At 71.0% G+C, this 21,093-nt stretch carries 16 protein-coding genes; 5 read left to right on the top strand and 11 right to left on the bottom strand.

Annotation, left to right across the window (positions count from 1 at the left end; genetic code table 11):
* Positions 1–13 precede the first annotated feature (13 nt).
* The 6 genes from P1V51_01560 to P1V51_01535 all read right to left on the bottom strand — a co-directional run bounded on the left by P1V51_01560 (position 14) and on the right by P1V51_01535 (position 6,551).
* The gene (locus P1V51_01560) at positions 14–814 is read right to left on the bottom strand and encodes a U32 family peptidase (GenBank protein MDF1561696.1); all 801 of its coding nucleotides are present in this window, start codon (positions 812–814) and stop codon (positions 14–16) included.
* Between the two features lie 183 nt (positions 815–997).
* Positions 998–2,887 carry a hypothetical protein gene (locus P1V51_01555; GenBank protein ID MDF1561695.1) on the bottom strand — a complete coding sequence of 630 codons (1,890 nt, stop codon included), beginning with the start codon at positions 2,885–2,887 and terminating at the stop codon, positions 998–1,000.
* Between the two features lie 66 nt (positions 2,888–2,953).
* Positions 2,954–4,936: an aconitase family protein gene (locus P1V51_01550; GenBank protein MDF1561694.1), complete on the bottom strand. Its 1,983-nt coding sequence runs from the start codon at positions 4,934–4,936 to the stop codon at positions 2,954–2,956.
* Between the two features lie 35 nt (positions 4,937–4,971).
* Positions 4,972–5,421, bottom strand: coding sequence for a hypothetical protein (locus tag P1V51_01545; GenBank protein ID MDF1561693.1), 450 nt, complete (start codon positions 5,419–5,421; stop codon positions 4,972–4,974).
* 11 nt (positions 5,422–5,432) lie between these two features.
* Positions 5,433–5,891, bottom strand: coding sequence for a hypothetical protein (locus P1V51_01540; GenBank protein MDF1561692.1), 459 nt, complete (start codon positions 5,889–5,891; stop codon positions 5,433–5,435).
* Between the two features lie 48 nt (positions 5,892–5,939).
* Positions 5,940–6,551 carry a hypothetical protein gene (locus P1V51_01535; GenBank protein MDF1561691.1) on the bottom strand — a complete coding sequence of 204 codons (612 nt, stop codon included), beginning with the start codon at positions 6,549–6,551 and terminating at the stop codon, positions 5,940–5,942.
* A gap of 86 nt (positions 6,552–6,637) precedes the next feature.
* Here P1V51_01535 and pruA point away from each other — a divergent pair, with 86 nt between their 5' ends.
* Positions 6,638–8,275 (top strand): L-glutamate gamma-semialdehyde dehydrogenase, encoded by a 1,638-nt coding sequence (gene pruA / locus P1V51_01530; protein MDF1561690.1) that lies wholly within the window; start codon positions 6,638–6,640, stop codon positions 8,273–8,275.
* Positions 8,276–8,369: 94 nt separating this feature from the next.
* Positions 8,370–8,957 carry a CoA pyrophosphatase gene (locus P1V51_01525; protein ID MDF1561689.1) on the top strand — a complete coding sequence of 196 codons (588 nt, stop codon included), beginning with the start codon at positions 8,370–8,372 and terminating at the stop codon, positions 8,955–8,957.
* A 49-nt stretch (positions 8,958–9,006) separates the two neighbouring features.
* Here the strand turns inward: P1V51_01525 and P1V51_01520 are convergent, their stop codons facing one another.
* Positions 9,007–10,959: a lamin tail domain-containing protein gene (locus P1V51_01520; protein MDF1561688.1), complete on the bottom strand. Its 1,953-nt coding sequence runs from the start codon at positions 10,957–10,959 to the stop codon at positions 9,007–9,009.
* A 1,775-nt stretch (positions 10,960–12,734) separates the two neighbouring features.
* Between P1V51_01520 and P1V51_01515 the strand changes: the two genes are divergently transcribed.
* Complete coding sequence (locus tag P1V51_01515) at positions 12,735–15,431, top strand: penicillin acylase family protein (GenBank protein MDF1561687.1); 2,697 nt, start codon at positions 12,735–12,737, stop codon at positions 15,429–15,431.
* Here the strand turns inward: P1V51_01515 and P1V51_01510 are convergent, their stop codons facing one another.
* The 3 genes from P1V51_01510 to P1V51_01500 all read right to left on the bottom strand — a co-directional run bounded on the left by P1V51_01510 (position 15,432) and on the right by P1V51_01500 (position 17,983).
* On the bottom strand, positions 15,432–15,677 hold the full coding sequence (locus P1V51_01510; protein ID MDF1561686.1) for a hypothetical protein: 246 nt from the start codon (positions 15,675–15,677) through the stop codon (positions 15,432–15,434).
* 90 nt (positions 15,678–15,767) lie between these two features.
* Complete coding sequence (locus P1V51_01505; protein MDF1561685.1) at positions 15,768–15,986, bottom strand: hypothetical protein; 219 nt, start codon at positions 15,984–15,986, stop codon at positions 15,768–15,770.
* Positions 15,987–15,988: 2 nt separating this feature from the next.
* Complete coding sequence (locus tag P1V51_01500) at positions 15,989–17,983, bottom strand: hypothetical protein (GenBank protein ID MDF1561684.1); 1,995 nt, start codon at positions 17,981–17,983, stop codon at positions 15,989–15,991.
* A 107-nt stretch (positions 17,984–18,090) separates the two neighbouring features.
* On the opposite strand from P1V51_01500, the gene hemE reads away from it, so the two are divergent.
* Both hemE and hemG read left to right on the top strand, forming a co-directional pair.
* The gene (gene hemE, locus P1V51_01495) at positions 18,091–19,137 is read left to right on the top strand and encodes a uroporphyrinogen decarboxylase (GenBank protein MDF1561683.1); all 1,047 of its coding nucleotides are present in this window, start codon (positions 18,091–18,093) and stop codon (positions 19,135–19,137) included.
* Positions 19,134–20,561, top strand: coding sequence for a protoporphyrinogen oxidase (gene hemG / locus P1V51_01490; GenBank protein ID MDF1561682.1), 1,428 nt, complete (start codon positions 19,134–19,136; stop codon positions 20,559–20,561). Before hemE ends, hemG begins: the two co-directional genes overlap by 4 nt.
* Here hemG and P1V51_01485 read toward each other — a convergent pair.
* Positions 20,558–21,064, bottom strand: a complete 507-nt coding sequence (locus P1V51_01485) for a 2TM domain-containing protein (GenBank protein MDF1561681.1) — start codon at positions 21,062–21,064, stop codon at positions 20,558–20,560. The genes hemG and P1V51_01485 overlap by 4 nt on opposite strands.
* Positions 21,065–21,093 lie beyond the last annotated feature (29 nt).

Genomic DNA, 21,093 nt, shown 5'->3' with positions numbered 1-21,093 from the left:
TCGAGGGGTCCGATCAGGCCGCGGGCTCCTTGGCCTCACCCTCGCCGGGAAGGTAGCACTGGTCGGGGGTGCAGGCCCGGCCGAAGGTCTCGGCGTAGCGCTCGCGGGCGAGCGCGTGGAACTCGCCGGCGGGGAGGGGGCCGGCCGCCAGCCGCTCGAGGAGCCCGGCCAGGAAGCTCACCGCCTGCCGCTTGTTCTCGAGCCCCCGATCCCGGCCGACGATCTTCAGGTGCTGCACGCCGGCCTCTCGCAGGGCGTGGAGGGAGCAGGCGCCGCAGGCGTCCTCCCGGAAGCGGAGGGAGAGGTTGAAGTTGCCGGGGCGCTGGTCGGGACCCGTGGCGCCGTCGAGGCGGACGAAGCGGCACTGGTTGGGGAAGTGGGTCTCACCGACCTCCCAGTGGACGAAGTTGCAGAGCCCGTCGACGTTCGGGCAGCGGTCGTTCATCACGAAGGTCTCGAATTCGACCTCGGGGCAGCGCTCGACCAGGGCGGCCATCTCCTCCAGGTGGAGCATCCGCGGGAAGACCACCCGCCGGATGCCGAGGCGGCGCACCAGCTCCACCGCGCCGCTGTTGGAGAGGGCGAGGCCGGTGCTGGCCACCAGGATCAGCTCGGGGAAGCGCTCCGAGAGGAAGCGGGCGAGGCCGAGGTCGGCGACGATGACGCCGGTGAGCCCCGGGCTCGAGACCAGCTGCTGGAGGAGGGCCTCGATGCGGTCCACCACCTCCGGCGGGTTGCTGTGCTCGTTGAGGGTGAGGAAGAGGGATCTGCCCGCGGCGTGGAGCTGGCGCTGGGCCTCGAGGAAGTCCTCCACCCGCTGGAAGTTGTTGCTGGGGTGGGCACGCCGGCTGACCAGGCAGCTCGCGGGATCCGCCGCGGCGTCCTCCCCCCCCGGGGCGAGGCAGGATGAGGCCGGCGTAGAAGGAGCCGGCGCCGGCCTCGACCAGGGGGCCGACCTCGTCCACGGCCTTGAGGGGCACATGGAGGCGGGGGCCGCTCACGCTCCCTCCTCTTCGCCCTGCCGGGGGGGCGCGATGCCCTCGAGGAGCTCGGCGATCCGGTCGACGATCCCGAGGTCCGGGAAGGCGCCGCCGTAGGAGAGCTCGTAGCGGGAGGTGGCGCGGTAGTAGGGCTCGCCCGAGGCCGAGCGGCGCAGGACGAGCTGGGCCGGGCCGCGCTCGGGATAGAGGGTCAGCGCGATGTGCTCCTCGCCGAAGCTCACCTCGACCCCCGGCGGCCAGGTCTCGGCCAGCAGGCGCATGACCTCGTCCCCGATGTCGTTCCAGTCCACCGGGGGAGGTCGGCCCGTGTCCGGGGACTCGAGCTCCGGCTCCGGCTCGGGCTCCGGTTCGGGCTCCGGCTCGGGTTCGGGTTCGGGTTCAGGCTCCGGCTCCGGCTCGTACTCGGGCACCGGCTCGGAGGGGGCCAGCTCGGGGAGGGCCTCGCGCAGGGTGTCGAGGGCGATCGCCTCGGGTTCGTCCCCGGCGGCGATGCGGGCGATGAAGTCGTCCACCAGCCCCGGGTGGGCGCGGTACCAGCGCAGGAGCCGCTCGCCGGGGTCGAGGGGAGCGGAGCGGGTCTCGATGATCTCGAGGACCCGGGCGAGCCCGGTGACCGTCCACACCGAGTCCGGCGCCGCGCTGGGGGTCCGGTAGCAGTAGTAGGGCGGGGCGGAGAGGTGCTCGAGACCCCAGCGGTCGGCGTGCTTCGACATCGAGGTCCCCCGCAGGACCATCAGCGGGAAGATCTGGATCCGGAAGTAGCCCAGGCGGGTCAGGGAGCGCACCAGCTCGAGGAAGGTCTCCGGGGTCTCCGCCGGCATCGGGTAGACGAGCTGGATCGAGATCAGCGTCCGGAGGTGGTCGTCCACCCGGGCCAGGTGCTCCAGGGGATCGGCCGCCCAGGGCCGGTTCACCGCCAGGAGGGTCTCGGGGTTGCACGACTGCACGCCGACGCTGATCCGGCCGACGTTGAGGCGCTCGGTGAGGAGCTCGACCGGCGCCGCGGCCAGGTGCTCCGCGGTGGAGAAGAAGTGGAGGGGGGCGCGGCGGTGCCGCTCGAAGAACTCGATGAAGGTGGTGCCCAGCTCCGGCTCGTTCTCGAAGACCTCGAGGAGGTCGTAGTCCCAGATCGAGAGGCTGTCGACGGCCTCGGCCGAGAGGATGGTCTCCAGCTCGGCGAGGATCGTCGCCGGAGAGCGGGCGCGGAAGCGCTGCTTGGCCCAGAGGCAGTAGGTGCAGGCGAAGGAGCAGCCCCGGGTGGTCATGTAGTTGGCCTGACCGTAGAGCTGCTCGGGGTGCTCGGCGTAGAAGTTGGGGATCTCGTCGAGGTCGAGGGTCTGGAGGTTGGAGCGGTTGTGGACCCACTCGCCCCTCGCGTCCCGGAAGGAGAGGCCCTCGATGCCCTCGAGGGGGGGCTCGCGCTCGAGGAGGGCGTGGAGGGTGCGCTGCAGGGGGAGCTCGCCGTCACCCTCGAGGAGCAGGTCGAACTCCGGGTAGCTCTCGACGAAGCGGGGCCGCTCGTAGATCTCGGGACCCCCGGCGAGGAGGAGGCGGTCCGGGCGCATGGGCCGCAGCGCCCGGGCGAGGTTCAGGGCGCTGTCGAGGTTCCAGACGTAGAGGCTGAAGGCCAGCACGTCGGGGTCCCCGGCCAGCAGCGTGCGCAGGGTGTCGATGTAGTAGGCGTCGCAGTCCTTGAAGCGGCTCTGCCCCGGCTCCTCGATGAGGCGGATCTCCAGCTCGTAGCGCTCCTTCAGGACCGGATCGCTCTCCAGGTAGGCCTTGAGCTGGTAGATCGCCGTGGAGAAGAAGAGCGGCGAGCGCCGGCTCCCCTCGGTGGTAGGCGAGAACTGGACGAAGACCAGCCGTCTTTTTCCCGGCGCGCTCAACAAGGGCCAATCTACTCCTCGCCGTGGCGACGGGCCAGCGAGGTGCCCCGAGGAGCTGCGGTGGAGCTAGGCCAGGAGTGCGTCGGGAGAGACGATGTGGCCGGCGATGGCGCTGGCGGCGACGACGAGCGGCGAGGCCAGGTAGACCTTGCCGGGGCCGCTGCGGCCCGGGAAGTTCCGGTTGATCGCCGAGACGCTCACCGTCTCCTCGCTGTAGGAGACGCCCGGGCCCGCCCGGATGCAGGCGCCGCAGCTGGGGTTGATCAGCTGCGCGCCGGCCTCCTCGAAGACCTCGATGTAGCCCTTCTCCTCGGCGTACTTGCGGATCTTCTGGGAGCCGAACTGGATGAAGAGGTCCACGCCCTCGGCGACCTTCTTCCCTTCGGCCAGGGCGGCCTTGAGCACCGAGGCGTAGAGGTCCATGTCCTCCATCTTCCCGCCGGTGCAGGAGCCGCCGTAGGCGATGTCGATCTTCACCGGGCCGCCCTCGACGGCGTCGAGGGTGGAGAGCGGGATGCCGTTGCGGGGATCGCCGGGGGTGGCGACCATCGGCTCGATGTCGCCGAGGTCCAACTCGACGGTGTGCACGTAGGAGGCGTCCTCGTCGGAGGCGACGATGCCGGCGCGGGCGGCCTCGAGGTCGACGCCCGGGCGGATCCACTGCAGCCACTCCAGGGTCTTCTCGTCGGCCTCGCAGATGCCGGTGAACCCGCCGGCCTCCACGGCCATGTTGGTGAGGGTGGCGCGCTCGTCCATGCCGAGGTCGGCGAGGCCGGGGCCGCAGAACTCGAGCACCTGGCCGATGCCCTTGCCGCTCTTGATGTAGTCCTGGGCCATCACCAGGAGGATCACGTCCTTGGCGGTGACGCCCTTCCTCCGCTGGCCCTTCAGGTGCACCTTGATGGTCTCGGGCACCTTCACCCGGACGTCGCGGGTGTACCAGGCGTTGGCCATGTCGGTGCTCCCGACCCCGAACGCGAAGGCGCCGAACGCGCCGGCGGTGCAGGTGTGGGAGTCGGTGCCCAGGATGATCTGCCCGGGCAGGCCGATGTCCTCGAGGATCGCGTTGTGGCAGATCGCCTCGGAGCCGCCGCCCTCCACCTCACCGTAGAGCTTGATGCCCTGCTTCTCGGCGAAGCCCTGCTGGGTCGTCGCCAGGCCGTCGGCCCGCTCGAGCAGGCCCATCTTCCGCTGCTCCTCGGGCATGACCTGGCCCAGGAAGGTGAGGTGATCCCGGAAGGCGAAGACGCTCTCGGGCTCGCTGACCCTCGCGTCCTCGCCGAGGGACTGCAGGAAGAGGGAGGCCGCCATCGGGGTGACGTACTCGTGGGAGAAGCGCACGTCGGTGCGCACGAAGAGGGCGTCACCGGGCTTCACCGCGGGGATGCCGAGCGCGCCGGTCTTGGCGTCGGCGATGGCGTGCCGGGCGACGATCTTCTCGACCATCGTCATCGGCCGGGCGGCGGTCTCGATCTTCGGCGGGGCGATCTCACCGGCGAGGCGCGCCTCGTTGTAGGGGAAGAGGCCGCCGTGCTCGACGATGGCCGTCGAGATCGGATCCATCCCCCTGGTGAACTCGGAGAGCGGGATCTTCTCGCCGGCGAGGATGCGGGGGACGAGCCCGAAGTCGGTGCTGGTGAGCAGGCCGACGTTCACCGAGTTCTGCCCGTAGATCTTCTCGATGGTCTCGGCGATCACCAGCTTTACGCCTGCCCAGACCTCGGCGTAGGGGGCGGTCTCGCGGGAGGAGCCGCAGCCCTTGGAGAGGCCGGAGACGACGACGTCGGCGCCGAAGGACTTCACCTGATCCTTCTGGACCGCCTTCTCGCGCATCCCCACGTAGACGTACTCGCCCAGGGTCTCGTCGTAGTAGAAGCAGACCCACCCCGGGGTGATCTCGTCGGTGGAGATGTTGTCCATCCGGGGCCGCGCGGGGTCCCAGGGGAGGGTTTCGCCGGACTCGAGCTGCTGCCTGACGAGCGAGGGATCGCCGGTCAGGTAGAGGATGCGGCCGGAGAGCTGGATCTCGGTGGGTCGTCGGTTGGCCATAGCGGAGCAATATGGATCAGCCGACCCGCCTCGCGCTAGGGCTGCTGGACCAGCTCCAGCGGCGTGCTGGTGGTGCAGGCCTGCATCGGGATGTCGAAGACGACCTGACCCTGCACCACCCAGCCGTCCCGGGCCGGGACGAAGAGCCCGGTGAGGCTGAGGAGCACCTCGCCCTGGGCGGTCTGGAGGTAGTGCTCGGGTCCCAGGATCAGGCTGTCGTCCTCGTAGAGGGTGCCGTCGAGCTCCATCCAGCCGCTGGCCGTGAGCTGGGAGCCGGCCTGGGTGATCAGCAGGCGATCGTTCACGCCGGGGAAGGCGACGGCGCCGCAGGGGTTGTCCGGTCCGCCCCCCGAGAGCCCGTCGATGGGCTGGGCCCGGATGAGGTACTCCCCGGCCACCTCCAGGCAATCGGTGCAGGGCTGGATGGGCGGGCAGCCGGCGAGGAGCGGCGCGAGCAGCAGCGCGAGGAGGAGGGAGACGCGCACGGGGGTGCTCGCTACTGGACCTCGGTCATCGTCAGGACCGACCAGACGTCGCAGTCGTGCTCCTGGATGTCGAAGCGCAGGCGGCCCTTGATGATCTTGCGGCCGTTCTCGGGGGCGAAGTTGGCCGAGATGCGCGCGGTGACGGGGCCGACCGGGGTCTCGCCGAAGTCCACCCGGTTGAAGGCGAGGGTGTCGTCCTCGTAGAGGGTGCCCTCCATCGAGAGGTAGCCGGTGAGCTGGAGGGCCGAGCCGCTCTGCTGGAGGATCACCAGGTCGGTGACCCCCGTGTAGTAGACCTCGTTGCAGAGGGCGAGGTTGCCGTTCTCCGACTCGACGGTGGTCTCCTGCGCCACGAACTCGTAGGTGCCCGCGACGTCGGGGCACTCGGTGCAGGGCTCCAGGGGGGCGAGGCAGGCGGTGCTGGCCAGGGCGAGGAGGAGAGCCAGTGGGAGCGGGGAGAGGCGCTTCATCCGGTGAGCATAGCAGCTGTGAGCTGCGAGCTATGAGCTGCGGGCTCTTCAGTCCTTGCGGGTGTACCAGGCGATGGTGGTGCCGGGGTGGCCCATCACGTCCACGGCGTTGACGGCGACGCTGAAGCCGGCGCCGATGGCGACCTCGTCGAGGGGGAGGGTGCAGGCGTAGCCCCCGGAGTCGGGGAGGGCGAGGGCCCAGGCCGTGTAGGTCGGCAGGTTGCAGCTCACCTCCTGGATCGGGAGGGACCCCTCGACGATCTTCACGAAGAGGACCAGGGGAGAGGAGACCGCGGCGTCCTGCGCCGGCTCGAGGATCTCCACGGTGGGGGGGACGCAGGGATCGGGGCAGGTCCAGCCGGCGTCCTCGCCGCCCCCGTCCGGAGCGCCGCCGTCGCTCCTGCCTCCATCCCGATCGCTCCCGCCGTCGGCGTCGGCGCCGCCGTCCCGGCCTCCATCGCCGCCCCCGCCGCCATCCTCCTCGACCGGGGAGGAGGGGACGCAGAAGCCCAGGGAGGCGCAGGTGGCCCCGCCCTCCATCCAGGCGCAGTCCGCGTCGCTGCTGCAGTCCACCGGCTGATCCTGGAAGGTCGGCGGCGAGATGCAGCCGGCCGCGCCGAGGAGGAGGGTCAGGAGACCCAGACGAAGGAGGAAGGTCACGCGCTCCCCAGCCTGACAAATCGGCGCCGGCCGCGTCAATTCGGCCCCCGTTGATCGCTCCCCCCGAAGCGATAGACTCCCCGGCCATGATCGACGCACGCGTGAAAGTCCCCCACCCCGTGAACGAGCCCGTGCTCTCCTACGCGCCGGGCAGCCCCGAGCGGGCGGCCCTCAAGGCCGAGCTCGCCCGGCAGTCGGGCGAGGTCCTCGAGATCCCGATGGTGATCGGGGGCGAGCGGGTGACGACCGGCGAGCAGCGCGACGCGGTGATGCCCCACCGCCACGCCCACGTCATCGGCCGCTACCACTGGGGTGAAACCTCGCACATGGATCAGGCCATCGCCGCCGCGCAGGACGCGCGGGAGGCGTGGATGGCGATGCCCCTGCGGGCCCGCTCGGCGATCTTCCTGAAGGCCGCCGACCTGCTGGCCGGCCCCTGGCGCCAGCGGATCAACGCCTCGACCATGCTCGGGCAGTCGAAGACCGCCTTCCAGGCCGAGATCGACGCGGCCTGCGAGCTGGCCGACTTCTTCCGCTTCAACGCGGCCTACGCCGAACAGATCCACGGTGACCAGCCCGGCTCGGTGCGCGGCCTCTGGGATCAGGTCGACTACCGCCCGCTCGACGGCTTCGTGCTGGCCGTGACCCCCTTCAACTTCACCTCCATCGCCGCGAACCTCTGCGCCGCGCCGGCGCTGATGGGCAACACGGTGGTCTGGAAGCCCTCGCTGCTGGCGATGCACAGCGCCTACCAGCTGATGCTCCTCTTCGAGGCCGCCGGCGTGCCGCCCGGGGTGATCAACCTGGTCACCGGCGACCCGGCCTCCCTGGTGGACCGGGCCCTCGAGAGCCCGGACTTCGCGGGCCTGCACTTCACCGGCTCGACCGCGGTGCTCAAGGCCCTCTTCGGCAAGATCGGCGAGCGCCTCGATCGCTACCGCGCCTACCCGCGGATCGTCGGGGAGAGCGGCGGCAAGGACTTCATCGTCGTCCACCCCTCCGCGAAGGACGACCTCGACGCCGTGGCCACCGCCATCGTCCGGGGCGGCTTCGAGCTTCAGGGGCAGAAGTGCTCGGCGGCCTCGCGCTGCTACGTCCCCCGCTCGATGTGGCCCGCCCTGAAGGCGCGGCTGATCGAGATGGTGGCCAGCCTGAAGATGGGCGACGTCGCCGACTTCCGGAACTTCATGGGCGCGGTGATCGGCCGGGCGGCCTTCGACCGCAACGCCGCCTACCAGGAGCACGCCCGCAGCTCGAGTGGCATCGAGGTGGTCTGCGGCGGCAACGCCGACGACTCGGTGGGCTACTTCGTCGAGCCCACCATCGCCCTGGTCGAGGATCCGCAGGACAAGCTGATGGCCGAGGAGATCTTCGGGCCGATCGTCGGCGTGCACCTCTACGACGACGACGCCTACGAGGAGACCCTGGCGCTCTGCGACGCGACCTCCCCCTACGCCCTGACCGGCGCCGTCTTCTCCCGGGACCGGGGCGCCATCGAGATCGCCCTGCGGATGCTGCGCCACGCCGCCGGCAACTTCTACATCAACGACAAGCCCACCGGCGCGGTGGTCGGGCAGCAGCCCTTCGGCGGCAGCCGGGCCTCGGGGACCAACGACAAGGCCGGCTCGGCCCAGAACCTCCTGCGCTGGGTCTCGCCCCGGACGATCAAGGAGACCTTCGTGCCGCCGGTGGCGCCCGGGTACCCCTTCATGGATGCCGAGTAGTCAGAATGGGCTGCGAGCTACGAGCTGTGAGCTGTGAGTCCGTCGTGAAGATCGTGCAGTGCATGGGGGCCTTCGCGGGCCCAGACTCCTGAAGATGCGTGAGCTGCTGCGAGAGCGCCTCGAGGAGCGGGAGGCCAGGAAGATCGATCGGGAGAGCCACGCCGCCGTGCTGGTGCCCATCGTCTCGACCCCGGAGGGGCCCGAGCTCCTGCTGACCCGCCGCACCGAGAGCGTCGGCACCCACCGGGGGCAGGTCGCCTTCCCCGGCGGCAACGCCGAGCCGGGGGACGGCAGCCCCGAGGTCACCGCCCTGCGGGAGGCCGAGGAGGAGATCGGGCTGCCCCGCGCCTCGGTGGAGCTCCTCGGCCGCCTCGACGCCTTCCCCACCGTCACCAACCGCACGGCGGTCACGCCGGTGGTCGGCTGGGTCGAGGCGCTGCCGCCGCTGACACCCCAGGACGACGAGGTCGCCCGGATCTTCTCCATCCCCTTCGCGAGGTTGCGAGAGGCGAAGGGGTGGCGCAGCCAGATGGTCGAGCACGAGGGGAGGACCTATCCCCTCTACTTCTTCGACTGGGATGGCGAGGTGCTCTGGGGACTCTCCGCCTACATCACCCTGGCCTTGCTCGATCTCACGCCCGAGGGCGCGCCCTTCGAGCTGCCCCAGGCCCGGATCCGCTAGGTCTCAATCACGTGCACGTTCACGTACACGTGCACGTGCACGGCCTCTCCTAGGGACAGCTGCTATTCGGGGCCCCCGGCGTCCCGAGATCTCCATCACCGTAGGGCGTGTCCGCATCACACCAGGCAGTGAAGCCGTCGTTCGACGCCGGATCACCGGGGGTGAGCGCGCCGGCCTGGAGCGCCGCACCGTTGCTGAAGGTCCAGGTCCCATCCCAGGTCACCGCATCCACCGTCAGGGTGCTGCAGCTCAAGGTGAGGCTCCCGCCGGCCGGGGAGAGGGTGAGGGCCGAGCCGAAGGCCTCGGCGCCGGTGATGCCTCCGTTGAGGGCGGGGTCGTCTCCGAAGGCGAGGACGTGGAGCGCCCCGGGGGCGAGCAGCAGGGGGGCGCCGGGGGAGAGGGTGTGGCTGCCGGTGCCGTCTCCGAGGATCCAGCCCGAGAGGTCGAGGGTCTCGGCCGAGGTGTTGGAGAGCTCGATCCACTGGCCGTCTGGCACAGGGGCAGCCACCGGCGAGAGCATCAGCTCGCTCACCATCACGTCGCCGGGCTTCACCACCACCAGGCGCAGGGTCTCACAGACCGTCGAGGTGCCGTCGCTGGCGCAGAGCTGGTAGTCGGTCGAGGCCGAAGGGCTGACGACGTGGGTGTCGGCGGTGCCGAAGGAGGCGGGCGAGAGGCGCCAGCCGGTGTTCGAGAGGCCGCCGGGCGCGGCGGTGTTCACCGAGATGGCGTGGCCGGTGGTGCCATCGACACTCTCGACGCCGATCGTGGCGCTGCTGCCATCGGCGGCCGCCTGGTTCGAGGCCGAGGTCATGGTGCCGTAGCGGACCTCGATGCTCCCGTCCTCCCAGATCCAGACCTGGAAGTTCAGGTCGCCGTGAGGCGAGACGGACCAGAGGAGGTAGTTCGTCCACTGGACGACGAAGTAGTTGCCGTTCGCATCGGTTCCAGATTGCGTGTAGAGGGTGCCGGGGGCGCCCGGCGTCGCGCCCCCGTCATGGGCATCCAGATCATCCCAGAAGGGAGCGATGAACCCACCATGGGGGGCTCCCGTGCTCGGAAAGGTCGAGGGGTTGGTCGCGAGAGGATCCGCGAGACCGGCGTCGAAGGCGAGGTAGCCGTTGGTGGTGACGACTACCTGCGTCAGGCTTTCACCGTAGAAGGGGAAGGCGAAGGGGAGACTGACGAGGGAGACCCCTTCGTCCCAGTAATCCAAACTAAAGTCGGAGGTCGTCAGGTTCGTGACCTCGGTGCCGGTGGTCGAGATGTCCTGGAAGGCGCCGGTGGGCGCCTCGAGGAGCATCCCCGGCGTCGGGTTGACGCTCACCGAGGTGGCCTGGCTGCTGGCCTGCCAGGAGAGGGTCGCGCTCTCGCCGGCGACGATCTGAGCGGGGGCGAGGCCGGTCGAGATGAAGCCCAGCTCGTCCACCCGCACCGTGACCTCGGCGGTGGTCGTCGCTCCGGCCGCGTTCCAGACCTCCAGGCGGTAGGTGGTCGTCGCGGTGGGCACGGCCTGCAGGCCGAAGGCCGCGATCTCGCCCGGAGTCGTGCTCTGCCAGAGGGCCGGTGAGATCGAGGCGCCGCCGGCGTCCAGCTCCCAGAGCCAGGCCGAGGCGCCGCCCTCGCTGGTCCAGGTGATCATCGAGCGATCGATGCCGAGGATGGTGTCTAGCAGCGAGGGGCTCGCCTCCAGGGAGAGGATCCGGGGCACGGGCGCGACCACCACCGTGGCCGTGGCCGACGCCGCCGTCGTGCCCGGGGTGTCGGCGGTCAGGGTGAAGACGTAGGTGCCCGGCGCCGAGGGCGTGAAGCTGTAGCTGTCGGCGTTGGCGTTCAGCGCCGAGACGTCGTGGGTGCCCCCCTGATCGTCGGTGAGGGTGAGGGTCGGCGTCACGCCGGAGGCGTCGTTCTGCACCGTCCAGGCGAGGTCGATGGGATCGCCCAGGGTGATGAAATCGGCGGATGCGGTGAAGCTCCCGATCCTCGGGCCGGCGCTGACCATGAGTGTTGTCTGGGAGGTGGAGGTCCGGCCAGCCGGGCTAGTGATGATCAGCTCGAGAGTCGCCGGTCCTGCGGTCTGCGGTGCGGCAAAACTGCAGCTGTTCGAGGCGGCGCGGCCGACATGGGAACCGGCGCAGATGATATTGCCATCCCGGGTCAGGCTGTAGCCCAGCCCTCCCCGGGCATCCCACTGTCCAGCGACGACCCCGCCGGGAGGGATGGTGGAAGGGACCGCCTCGAAGCGATCGATGACCACCAGGGTCTCAACGGACACCGCTGCCGAGGCCTGGCCCACATCGTTGCTGGCCTCCAGAGTGAAGGATGTGTCGAGGGGGATCGCCACCGTCCTGCCGCTGTCGAGATCCAGGGTGGTGTCGGCGAGGACGCCTCCGGTGCCGTCGAGGAGCCGTACCCTGTCGGCATTCGTCGTGGTCCATTCGAGGAAAATGTCGCTTCCCGGATCGATGGGGGACCCAGGGGAGAAGGTGAACGAGTCGATTATCGGGAGCGGATGCACGGTGACGGTCACCTCTCGCGTGGCGGTTCCACCTGGCCCCGTGCCCTCGAGGGTGTAGAGCGTGGTTTCAGTGGGGCCGACCCGGTGGTTGGTCACGAGGGAGGGTGAGCTCGTGAGGACCTCGCCTCCTGCGTCGTCCAGAATCCGAATCGTATCGATCTCACTGGTGGTCCAGCTCAGGGTGACCTCTGTGCCGGGGGCCACAGGAAGGGAGGGGTCGGCCTCGAAGCTCTCGATGGTGGGCGGCCCGAAGGCGTCGAGAGAAAGAGTGCGGGTTGCGGTCGCCAGGGAGTTGATGGCCTCGAGCTCCCAGGAGGCGGCCCTCGCTGCTGACGTCGTGTACGTGCCCGTCGTCTCGGTGGCCGAGTCCACTACGATCGTACCGTAGGGGTCGCGCAGGACAACCCGGTCGGTGAAAGCGGTTTCCCAGGAGATCACGACAGGTGTTTCCAGCAGAACTGGATCCGCAGGTGACGCAGCGAAAACGAGGATGTCAGGTGCTGGATCGACCTCAACCAAGACTGTGGCAGATGCCATCCAGTCGGACTGACCGTAGGCTTCGAGGGTGTAGGTCTCGTCGGCGGTGGGTGAGAAGGAGACCGTCCCTTCGGCGTCATTCCGTCGAAGAATCGCATCCCCAGTGCTGTCCCGGAAAACCACGGAGGTCGTGTACTCGGCGCGGTATGTCAGAGTCACCGGCTGGCCCTCGGCAATACGGGGGGGCTGGGCCGAAAACTCGAGAATCCTGGGTTGCCCGACCCCGCTCACTGAAACCGAGACCACGGCGGGCTTCGATCGCAGGCCCTCGTCGCCGATTCCGATGAGGGTGAAGGAGAAGGCGCCGTTCTCGTCCAGAAATGCGGTGACCCGACCGTCCCCTGGCAGAGCCATTCCGGTGTCGATGGCACCGCTGGGGCCCATCAACTCGAGGGAGGTGGCATTTCGGGTGATCCACCTGAGCGTCACGCTTCCCGCGCCGACGCGTTCGGTTGGGTCGGCAGTGAAGAGCAGCACCTCTGGCGTCCGGTCGATCTTGGTCGGGCAGCCGGCAGCGGCGAGGAGGGAGAGGCCGAGCAGGGTGGGCAGGAGACGGCGCAGCATGGGAGACCCTCGGATTCGAAGGGGCGGCGGGGGGCCGCTAGGTGAGCCTGCAATCTATGCCGAACGGGGTCGTTGACCCAGATCGTCTGGGGGTCCGGCCCGCCTTGCCGGATCGGGGGCCGGGCGGGAGAATGCGCCGCCCTCGAAAGGAAGCCCCGATGAAGAAGACGCTCCTGCTCCTCGCTCTCGCGCCGCTTTTCGCCACCAGCCTGGCCGGCTGCAGCAAGGTCAGCTTCAAGGCGCTCGAGCCGGAGGAGGAGATCCTCCTGCCGGGGATCGCCCACGAGGTGGAGGTCCTGCGGGACGAGTGGGGCATCCCCCACATCTACTGCCGGGAGGATCTCGAGTGCGTCACGGCCCAGGGCTACATCCAGGCCCGGGACCGCTTCTTCGAGATGGACCTCTTCCGCAACTACGGCAAGGGCACCCTCGGCGTCCTCTTCGGCGCCAACCCCGCGGTGCGCTCGGTGGACCGGGAGACCCGGCGGGTGATGACCCACCCTTCCGACGGCCGCCACGTGGCCGAGCACATCGTCGAGTCTCTCGACGCCGACCTCCTGGCCTACCTCGAGGCCTACGCCGCGGGGGTGAACGCCTACCTCGACGAGATGGGCAGCGCCCGGGCGCCGGTGCCCGGGGAGTACGACTTCGGCCTGGTCCTCGACGGCGCCGAGGAGCCCGCGGACTGGGCCCCGGTGGACACGGTGGCCATCGGCCGCCTCTTCTCGATGATGCTCTCGGCCCAGCTGGACGTGGAGCTCGGCGGCGCCGCCATGGCCGCGGGCCTCGACGCCCAGACCTTCGCCGATCTGGCGCCCTCGGCGCCCCTGGATCCCACCTTCGCCCTGCCGGGCTACTACGGGAGCGGCGCCCTGGGGAGCAAGTGGAGGCCCGACGCCGCCCTCCTCCAGCGCCTGCGCCAGGCGGCGCCGGCGATCCAGGCGGCCCTCGACGCGCGCGAGGGCCCCGAGTACCTCCACCGCTTCTTCGGCGCCGAGCCCGGCTCGAACAACTGGATCGTCTCGGCCGAGCACACCGCCGAGGGCAGGGTGATCGTCGCCGACGATCCGCACCTGCCCCTCTGGTCGCCCTCGGTCTGGCACGAGGTGCACATCGACGCGACCTCGCTCCCGAAGGCGAAGGGCGAGATGAACCTGCGCGGCGTCGCCTTCCCGGGCACCCCCGGCATCATGATCGGCCACAACCAGCAGATCGCCTGGTCGGTGACGACCATGGGCTACGACGTCTCGGACCTCTACCAGGAGACGGTCACCGGCGTGGACACGGTGCGCTTCCAGGGCAGCGACGTCGCCGTCCAGAAGGTCACGGTCCGCTTCCCCCGCGGCCCGCTCGACGGCGACGGCTTCGACGAGGAGAAGCTCTGCATCGTGCCGCACCACGGCCCCCTCTGGTCCTCCGAGGGCTTCAGCGCCCAGGAGCTCGCCGATCCGGACCAGCCCTGCGTCGACCCGAGCCGGGGGGCGACCGCGATCTCCGGCCGCTGGACCGGGATGGAGGTCAGCAACGAGATCGGCGCGGCCCTGGGGATCATGAAGGCCGGCAACGTGGCCGAGGCGAAGACGGCCTGGCTCGACTTCGAGGTGGGCGCCCAGAACCTGCTCATCGGCGACATCGACGGTGAGGTCGCCTACTTCCCCTACGCCCGGGTGCCCATCCGCGACGGTGACCTCTCGGCGAGCCCGCCCTGGCTGCCGATGCCCGGCGAGGGGACCCACGAGTGGAAGGGGGACATCCCGGTCGACGAGCTGCCCCAGGCGGACAACCCCGCGAGCGGCTTCCTGGTCACCGCCAACAACGACATCGTGGGCACCACCGCCGACGGCAACCCGGTCAACGACGCCCACTACCTCTACTACACCCGCGACCTCGGCCTGCGCGCCGGCCGGATCACCCGGCTGCTGGAGGAGGCCCTGGCCGAGGGGCCGGTCACCCTCGAGCGGATGCGCGAGATCCAGACCGACACGAAGAGCGACCTGGCCGCGGCCCTCCTGCCTCACCTCCTGGACGCGGCCGGCGCCCGGGCGGACCTGGTCACCTCCCTCGGCATCGGCGACGCCCTCGCCCGGCTCACGGCCTGGGACTACAGCCAGCCCACCGGCCTCTCCGATCACGACACCGACGCCGCGCCGAGCAGCGACGCCGCCGAGCGCGAGGCGGCGATCGCGTCCAGCCTCTTCTCCTCGTGGCTCTTCCAGGCGATCGAGGCCACCTTCCGGGACGAGCTCTCGGCGGCGGGCGCGGCCGTGGCCGGCCGGGCCGGCCGGGCGGACCAGGCCATGCACAAGGCCTTCTTCTTCGCCCTGGAGGAGGACCGCAACCACTACTTCGACAACGTGAACTCCGCTGGCACGGTCGAGACCCGGGAGGAGATCCTCCTGCAGGCGCTGGCCGACGCCGTCACCGAGCTGCAGGGCCGGCTGGGCAACGATCCGGAAGAGTGGCTCTGGGGCCGGATCCACCGGGCGCACCTCCAGTCCATCTTCGGGGTCTTCGGGGTCCCCAACGCCTTCGACCTCGGGCCCGTCCCCGAGCCCGGCGGGCTGCACACCATCAACGTCGCGGGCTTCAACCGCGACTACACCAGCACCCACGGGCCCTCGCTGCGGATGTTCACGGTGATGGACCCGGAGGGTCCGCGCAGCGAGCAGATCATCCCGGGCGGGACGATCGACGAGCTCGATCACCCGAACCACGGCGATCAGCTCGTCCCGTGGCTCGAGGGCCGCTACAAGGTCATCGCCACCGACCCCGAGGCGGTGCTCGAGGCCGCCGAGGCCCGGCAGGCCGCGGGGATCACCCCGGGCGGCCGCTGGCTCTTCTCGCCCCAGGAGTGATCAGAGCTCGTCGGCGACGTAGCGCAGCAGCGCCTCGAGGGCGTCGATGCGGCGCTGATCGTCGAGGGGGAAGGCCGAGAGGTTCACCGCGTGGGTGGCGACCCCGTCGGGGTCGAGGATGATCACGTCCCGGTAGATCACCGACCAGCTGCCCCAGGCGTCCACGCTCTCGAGGTCCTGGAGCAGGGGCAGCGTGCGGCCCTCGACCATCAGGGCGTTGGCGGACTCGTGGCCGGCGCCGTTCACGCCGAAGATCTGGATCGGTCGGGAGGCCGGCTCGGCGTCCAGCTCGGCCTGGATGTAGTCGAGGGAGCCGAACTGGCCCCGGCAGTAGCTTCAGGTGCTGTGGCCGAAGTACCAGGCCGAGACCTTCCCGCGCAGGTGGCTCGGCCCCAGGCTGAGCCCGTGGCTCGCCGAGGCGGGGTTCACGTCCTCGAGGGCGAAGTCCGGGAGAGGATCGGCCAGGGGCAGGCGCTCGAACTCCTCCGGCGCCGGCGGTCCGCAGGCCGCCAGGAAGAGGAGGGCGAGGAGGGACGAGGGGGCCGCCGCGCGCATCGTCAGGGTCCTCCCAGCTCGGCGAGCTGCTCCCGCGACTTGCGGTTCCACTCGCTCCCCGGCGGGGTCATCTTGAGCACCAGCTGGAAGCCCCGGCGCGCTCGCTCGGGCACCGAGGGCTTGTTCACGTAGGCCTGCAGGTAGAGCTCCTTGGCCTTGGCGTCCAGGTCCTTCAGCCCGCGGGAGAGGTTGGCGTCCGAGGGGTCGAGGCGCCCGCCCTGGGACCACTGGGCAAAGGCCTCGGGCCACTTCTCCGCGTTGAAGGCCGCGCGGCCGGCGAGGTAGCGGGTCCGCACCGCGCCCTCGAGGGCGGTCTGGGTGGGGGTGCCCCCGGCGTCGATCTTCCGGGCCGCCTGGTGGGCCTGGGTGTAGTGGGTGGCGGCGCTCGAGAGGTCGCGCTGCTTCTCCGAGCGCTGGGCGGCGGTGATGGAGCGCTGGTAGCGGGGGAGGGCGTCCCGCGCGGCCTTCACCGCCCGGCGCACCTCCGGCAGATCGTCGGCCCGCGCGGGGCCGGCCTTGAGGATCCGGCCGGCCTCGCCGAGGGCGCCCCGCTCGAAGGCCGCGCGCGCCGGGCGCAGGGTGCGCTCGATCGCCTCCTTGATCCGCCGGGCCTCGGCGTCCTCCGCGTCACCCTCCAGCTCTCTGATCTCGACCTTCTTCAGGCTGATGGCCGTCGTGATCGCCTCCCGCCGCGCCTCGAGCTGGCGCTGGGCGACCCGCACGTCCGCGGCGTCGGGCGCGCGCTCCCGGGCCAGGGTGAGCTGCTCGGCGGCGGCGTCCAGCGAGATGGCCTCGAGGGCGGTGAGCTCGCGACGGGCCCGCTCGAGGGCCGGCTGCCCGGCGGCCGCCTCGAGCGCCGAGAGCACCGCCATCGGATCGGTGCCCGCCAGCGCCTCGTGGAAGACGTCGAGCACGCCGGCGAGCTTCACGCCGTCGATGCGCTTCTGCAGCTCCTCGGCCTGTCCGGCGAGGATCGAGTCGCGCCGCACCCGGGCGAGCGCGGTCGTCGCCGCAGCGAGGTCTCCCTGCTCGAGGAGCCGCGCGGCGTCGGCGAGGGCCAGCGCTGCCTCGCGCTCACGCCGGGAGGCGTCGAGGTAGTCCTTGGCCTTCTCGTGCCGGGGGTGGAGGGAGACCGCCTCGGCGAAGGCCGCCTCCGCCCGCTCCCACTCCTCGGCGCGGAAGGCCTCCATCCCCGAGACGTAGATCTGCTCGGCCCGGGCGTGGCGCTCCTGCAGCTCGGCGTGGGGATCGACGGTCTCCCGGCGGGTGAGGGCGAAGGCGGCGAGGAGCACGGCGACGCCGCCGAGGGCCGCCAGGGCGATGATGACGCGGTCCGAGGGGCGCCGCTGGCGGCGGCTCTCGCGCAGCTGCGCCAGCGAGGGCACGGCGGTGTCCCCGGTCGCCGGCCGGGCAGCGGGGGGCACGCCCCGGAAGGTGGGCTCGGCGTCGGCCGGGGTGGGGTCGGTGGACGCCGCGGCCTTCGGGGCGCGAGACGTGGGAGGTGCCTCCAGGCGGGTGGGCTCGATGTTCGCCGGGGTGGGGTCGGTGGAGGGAGCCTCCTTCGGGGGCCGGGAGGTGGGAGGAGCCTCCAGGCGGGTGGGCTCGATGTTCGCCGGGGTGGGGTCGGTGGAGGGGGCCTCCTTCGAAGGGCGAGAAGTGGGGGGAGGCTCCAGGCGGGTGGGCTCGATGTTCGCCGGGGTGGGGTCGGAGGAGGGGGCCTCCTTCGGGGGCCGGGACGTGGGGGGAGCCTCCATCCGGGTGGGCTCGGCGTCGGCCGGGGTGGGGTCGGTGGAGGGGGCCTCCTTTGGGGGCCGGGAGGTGGGAGGAGCCTCCATCCGGGTGGGCTCGGCGTCTCCCGGGGTCGGATCGGTGGAGCGGGCGGGCGCCGGGCTCCCGGGGTCGGTGGCCTCCGGGCGGCGCTCGGGCCGCTCCGCCCTCGGATCCGTGCGATCCGGGTCGGTGACCTCTTCCGGGCTGGGCCGGCGTTCGTCGGACATCCCCTCTCCCTCTCTCGCGAGAGCCCATCATAGCCCAAGGCGGCGACGCCGATCTCGTGCCCCATGTGCCTCCCCGGTGGCGTCCGGCTGTGCTATCCCTCCCCCCGATGAGAGACCCAGTCACCGAGCCCGCACATCCCTTCCTCCGCGCCGCTTTTGGCCTCCCCACCGAGTTCACCCCCATCTGGATCATGCGCCAGGCGGGCCGCTATCTGCCCGAGTACCGGGCGATCCGCGAGAAGGTGAGCTTCATCGAGCTGTGCAAGACCCCGGACCTCGCGGCCGAGGTCACCGTGCAGCCGATCGACCGCCTCGGCGTCGACGCGGCCATCCTCTTCTGCGACATCCTCGTGCCCTGCGAGGCGATGGGCCTCGAGCTCTCCTTCGAGGGCGGGCCGCCGAAGATCACCCCGCCGGTGCGCTCCCTCGCGGCCGCCGAGGCGCTGGTGGTCCCGGACCCCGTCGAGACGATGGGCTACGTGATGGAGGCGATCCGCAAGATCCGCGAGCGCCTCGCCGGGCGGGTGCCCCTGATCGGCTTCGCCGGCGCGCCCTTCACCCTGGCCACCTACATGGTCGAGGGCGGCGGCTCGAAGGACTTCCTCAACCTCAAGCGGATGATCCACGCCGAGCCGGCGACCTACCGCCTGATGATGGAGAAGATCGCCGACACCACCGCGCTCTACCTCAACGCCCAGATCGAGGCGGGCGCCCAGGCGGTGCAGATCTTCGACTCCTGGGGCGGCGCCCTCTCGCCGGCCGACTTCCGCGAGTACGAGCTGCCCTACGTCCAGCGGATCATCGACCAGCTGGCCTGCGAGGACATCCCGGTCATCTTCTTCGTGGGGCAGTCGGCCTCGCTGATCGAGGTCATGCTCGAGTCCGGCGCCGACGTCCTCGGCATCGACTGGCGGATCCCCCTCGACGACGCGCGCCGCCGGATCGCCGGCCGGGCCGCCGTGCAGGGCAACCTCGACCCGATGACCCTCTACGCCCCGATCCCCAAGATCGAGGAGAAGGTGAAGGGCATCCTCGACGCCGCCGGCACCGCGCCGGGCCACATCTTCAACCTCGGCCACGGGATCACGCAGTACACCGAGCCCGAGCACGCCGTGGCCCTCGTCGAGGCAGTGCATAGACTGTCCCGGCGATGAAGATCGTCATCATCGGCGGCGGGATCTCGGGTCTCGCCTCGGCCTACCGGGTCCAGGAGGCGGCGCGCGCCGCCGGCGTGAAGCCCGAGATCACCCTCCTGGAGCGCGACGCTCACCTCGGCGGGAAGATCCGCTCCGACCGCCACGAGGGCTGGGTGGTCGAGACCGGCCCCAACGGCTACCTCGACTCGAAGCCGGGCACGGTGCGCCTGGTGAAGGACCTCGGCCTGGAGGACAAGACCCTCCCGGCGGACGAGGCCTCCAAGACGCGCCTGCTCTACCTCGACGGGAGGCTGCAGGCGCTGCCGACCTCGCCCCCGGGCTTCATGACCTCCTCGGTGCTGCCCCTCGGCGGGCGCCTGCGGATCCTCCTCGAGCCCTTCCAGAAGGTCGGCCCCGAGGACGAGACCCTGGCCGAGTTCGGCCGGCGCCGCCTCGGGAACCACGCCGTCGAGCGCCTCCTCGATCCCTTCGTCACCGGGATCTTCGCCGGTGACCCCGAGCGCCTCTCGGTGGCCGCGGCCTTCCCCGCGGTGAAGAAGCTGGAGCTCGAGCACGGCGGCCTCATCAAGGGGATGCGCGCCCGGGCGAAGGAGCGGCGCCTCGCCGCCAAGCGGGGCGAGGTGCAGCAGTCCAGCGGCGGCGCCGCGGGCCCCGGGGGGCACCTCACCTCCATGGCCGGCGGCCTCACCCAGCTCATCGACGGGATCGCCGAGGCCATCGAGGGTGACCTGCGCACCGGCGTGACCGTCGAGGCCCTGGCGAGGAACGGCGCCGGCTGGAAGGTCCACCTGGTCGGTGAGCCCGGCGAGACCCTGGAAGCCGACGTGGTCGTCCTCGCCACCCCGGCGCCGGCGGCCGCCTCCCTCCTCGAGGGCGTCGACGCCGAGAGCGCCGGCCTGCTGCGCGGGACCCCCTACGCCTCGATGACCGTGGTCGGGCTGGGCTTCCCCAAGGACGCCATCCACCACGATCTGCGCGGCTTCGGCTACCTCATCCCCGGGCGAGAGAAGCGCAAGATCCTCGGCTGCCTCTGGACCTCCTCGATCTACCCCGGCCACCGCGCCCCCAAGGGCTACGTGCTGATGCGGGTGATGGTCGGCGGCGCCCGGGCCCCCGAGCTGGCGGCGCTGCCGGACGACGAGCTGCTGGCCCTGGTGCGCTCCGAGCTGGAGCTCACCATGGGGATGCGCTGGGTGCCGCCCAGCCACCAGCGGATCTTCCGCTGGCCCCAGGCCGTCCCCCAGTACCCGGTGGGCCACCTCGTCAGCATGGGGAAGGTCCTCGAGCGGCTCGCCGGAGCCCACCCGGGCCTCTTCCTCACCGGCAACCACCTCTACGGCATCGGCATCAACGACTGCACCGCGGACGCCGAGCGGATCGCCGGGCTCTTCACGGAGTTCGTGAAGAGCAAGGGCACCTAGGTCAGCTTCTTCCTCTTCTCCGCCTCGAGCTCGCCGGCGTAGACCGAGCGGTGCAGGGCGCCCTCGGGGCCGGTGAGGTAGGTGCGCAGGCCGTGCATCACCAGGCCGATGCCCCAGAGGCCCGCGAAGACCACGGTGCCCACGGCGATGCCCGGCGCCCCGAAGAGGGTCACGAAGTAGTCGATCGCCATGAGGCCGCCCACCACCGGGATGTAGGTGAGGAGGTGCTTCCAGAAGCGCATCTTCCGCTTGGTGCGCTTCAGGGCCCGCGCCCGGCGCGCGTCGGCCTCGGGGATGGCGGCCAGCAGCTGCTCCTGGGGGATGCCCAGCTCCCTGGCCAGCTCGGTGAGCTCGCCGAAGCCCAGGGTGTCCTTCGGGGGGGTGGCCAGGGCCGCGTCCCCCACCCTCACCAGGGAGGAGGCGGTGCGGATGACCTCGCCGACCTCCTCGACGGTGTAGTCGCGCTCCTGGACGGTGAGGGTGGCCCGCTGCTTCGTGCTCATCGCGCTCCAGTGTAACCGCGATGCGGGCC

Source organism: Deltaproteobacteria bacterium, assembly GCA_029210625.1.
Classification (GTDB): domain Bacteria; phylum Myxococcota; class Myxococcia; order SLRQ01; family SLRQ01; genus JARGFU01.
Note: the sequence above shows the minus strand (reverse complement) of the source record. Positions and strands in the feature narration are given on the sequence as shown.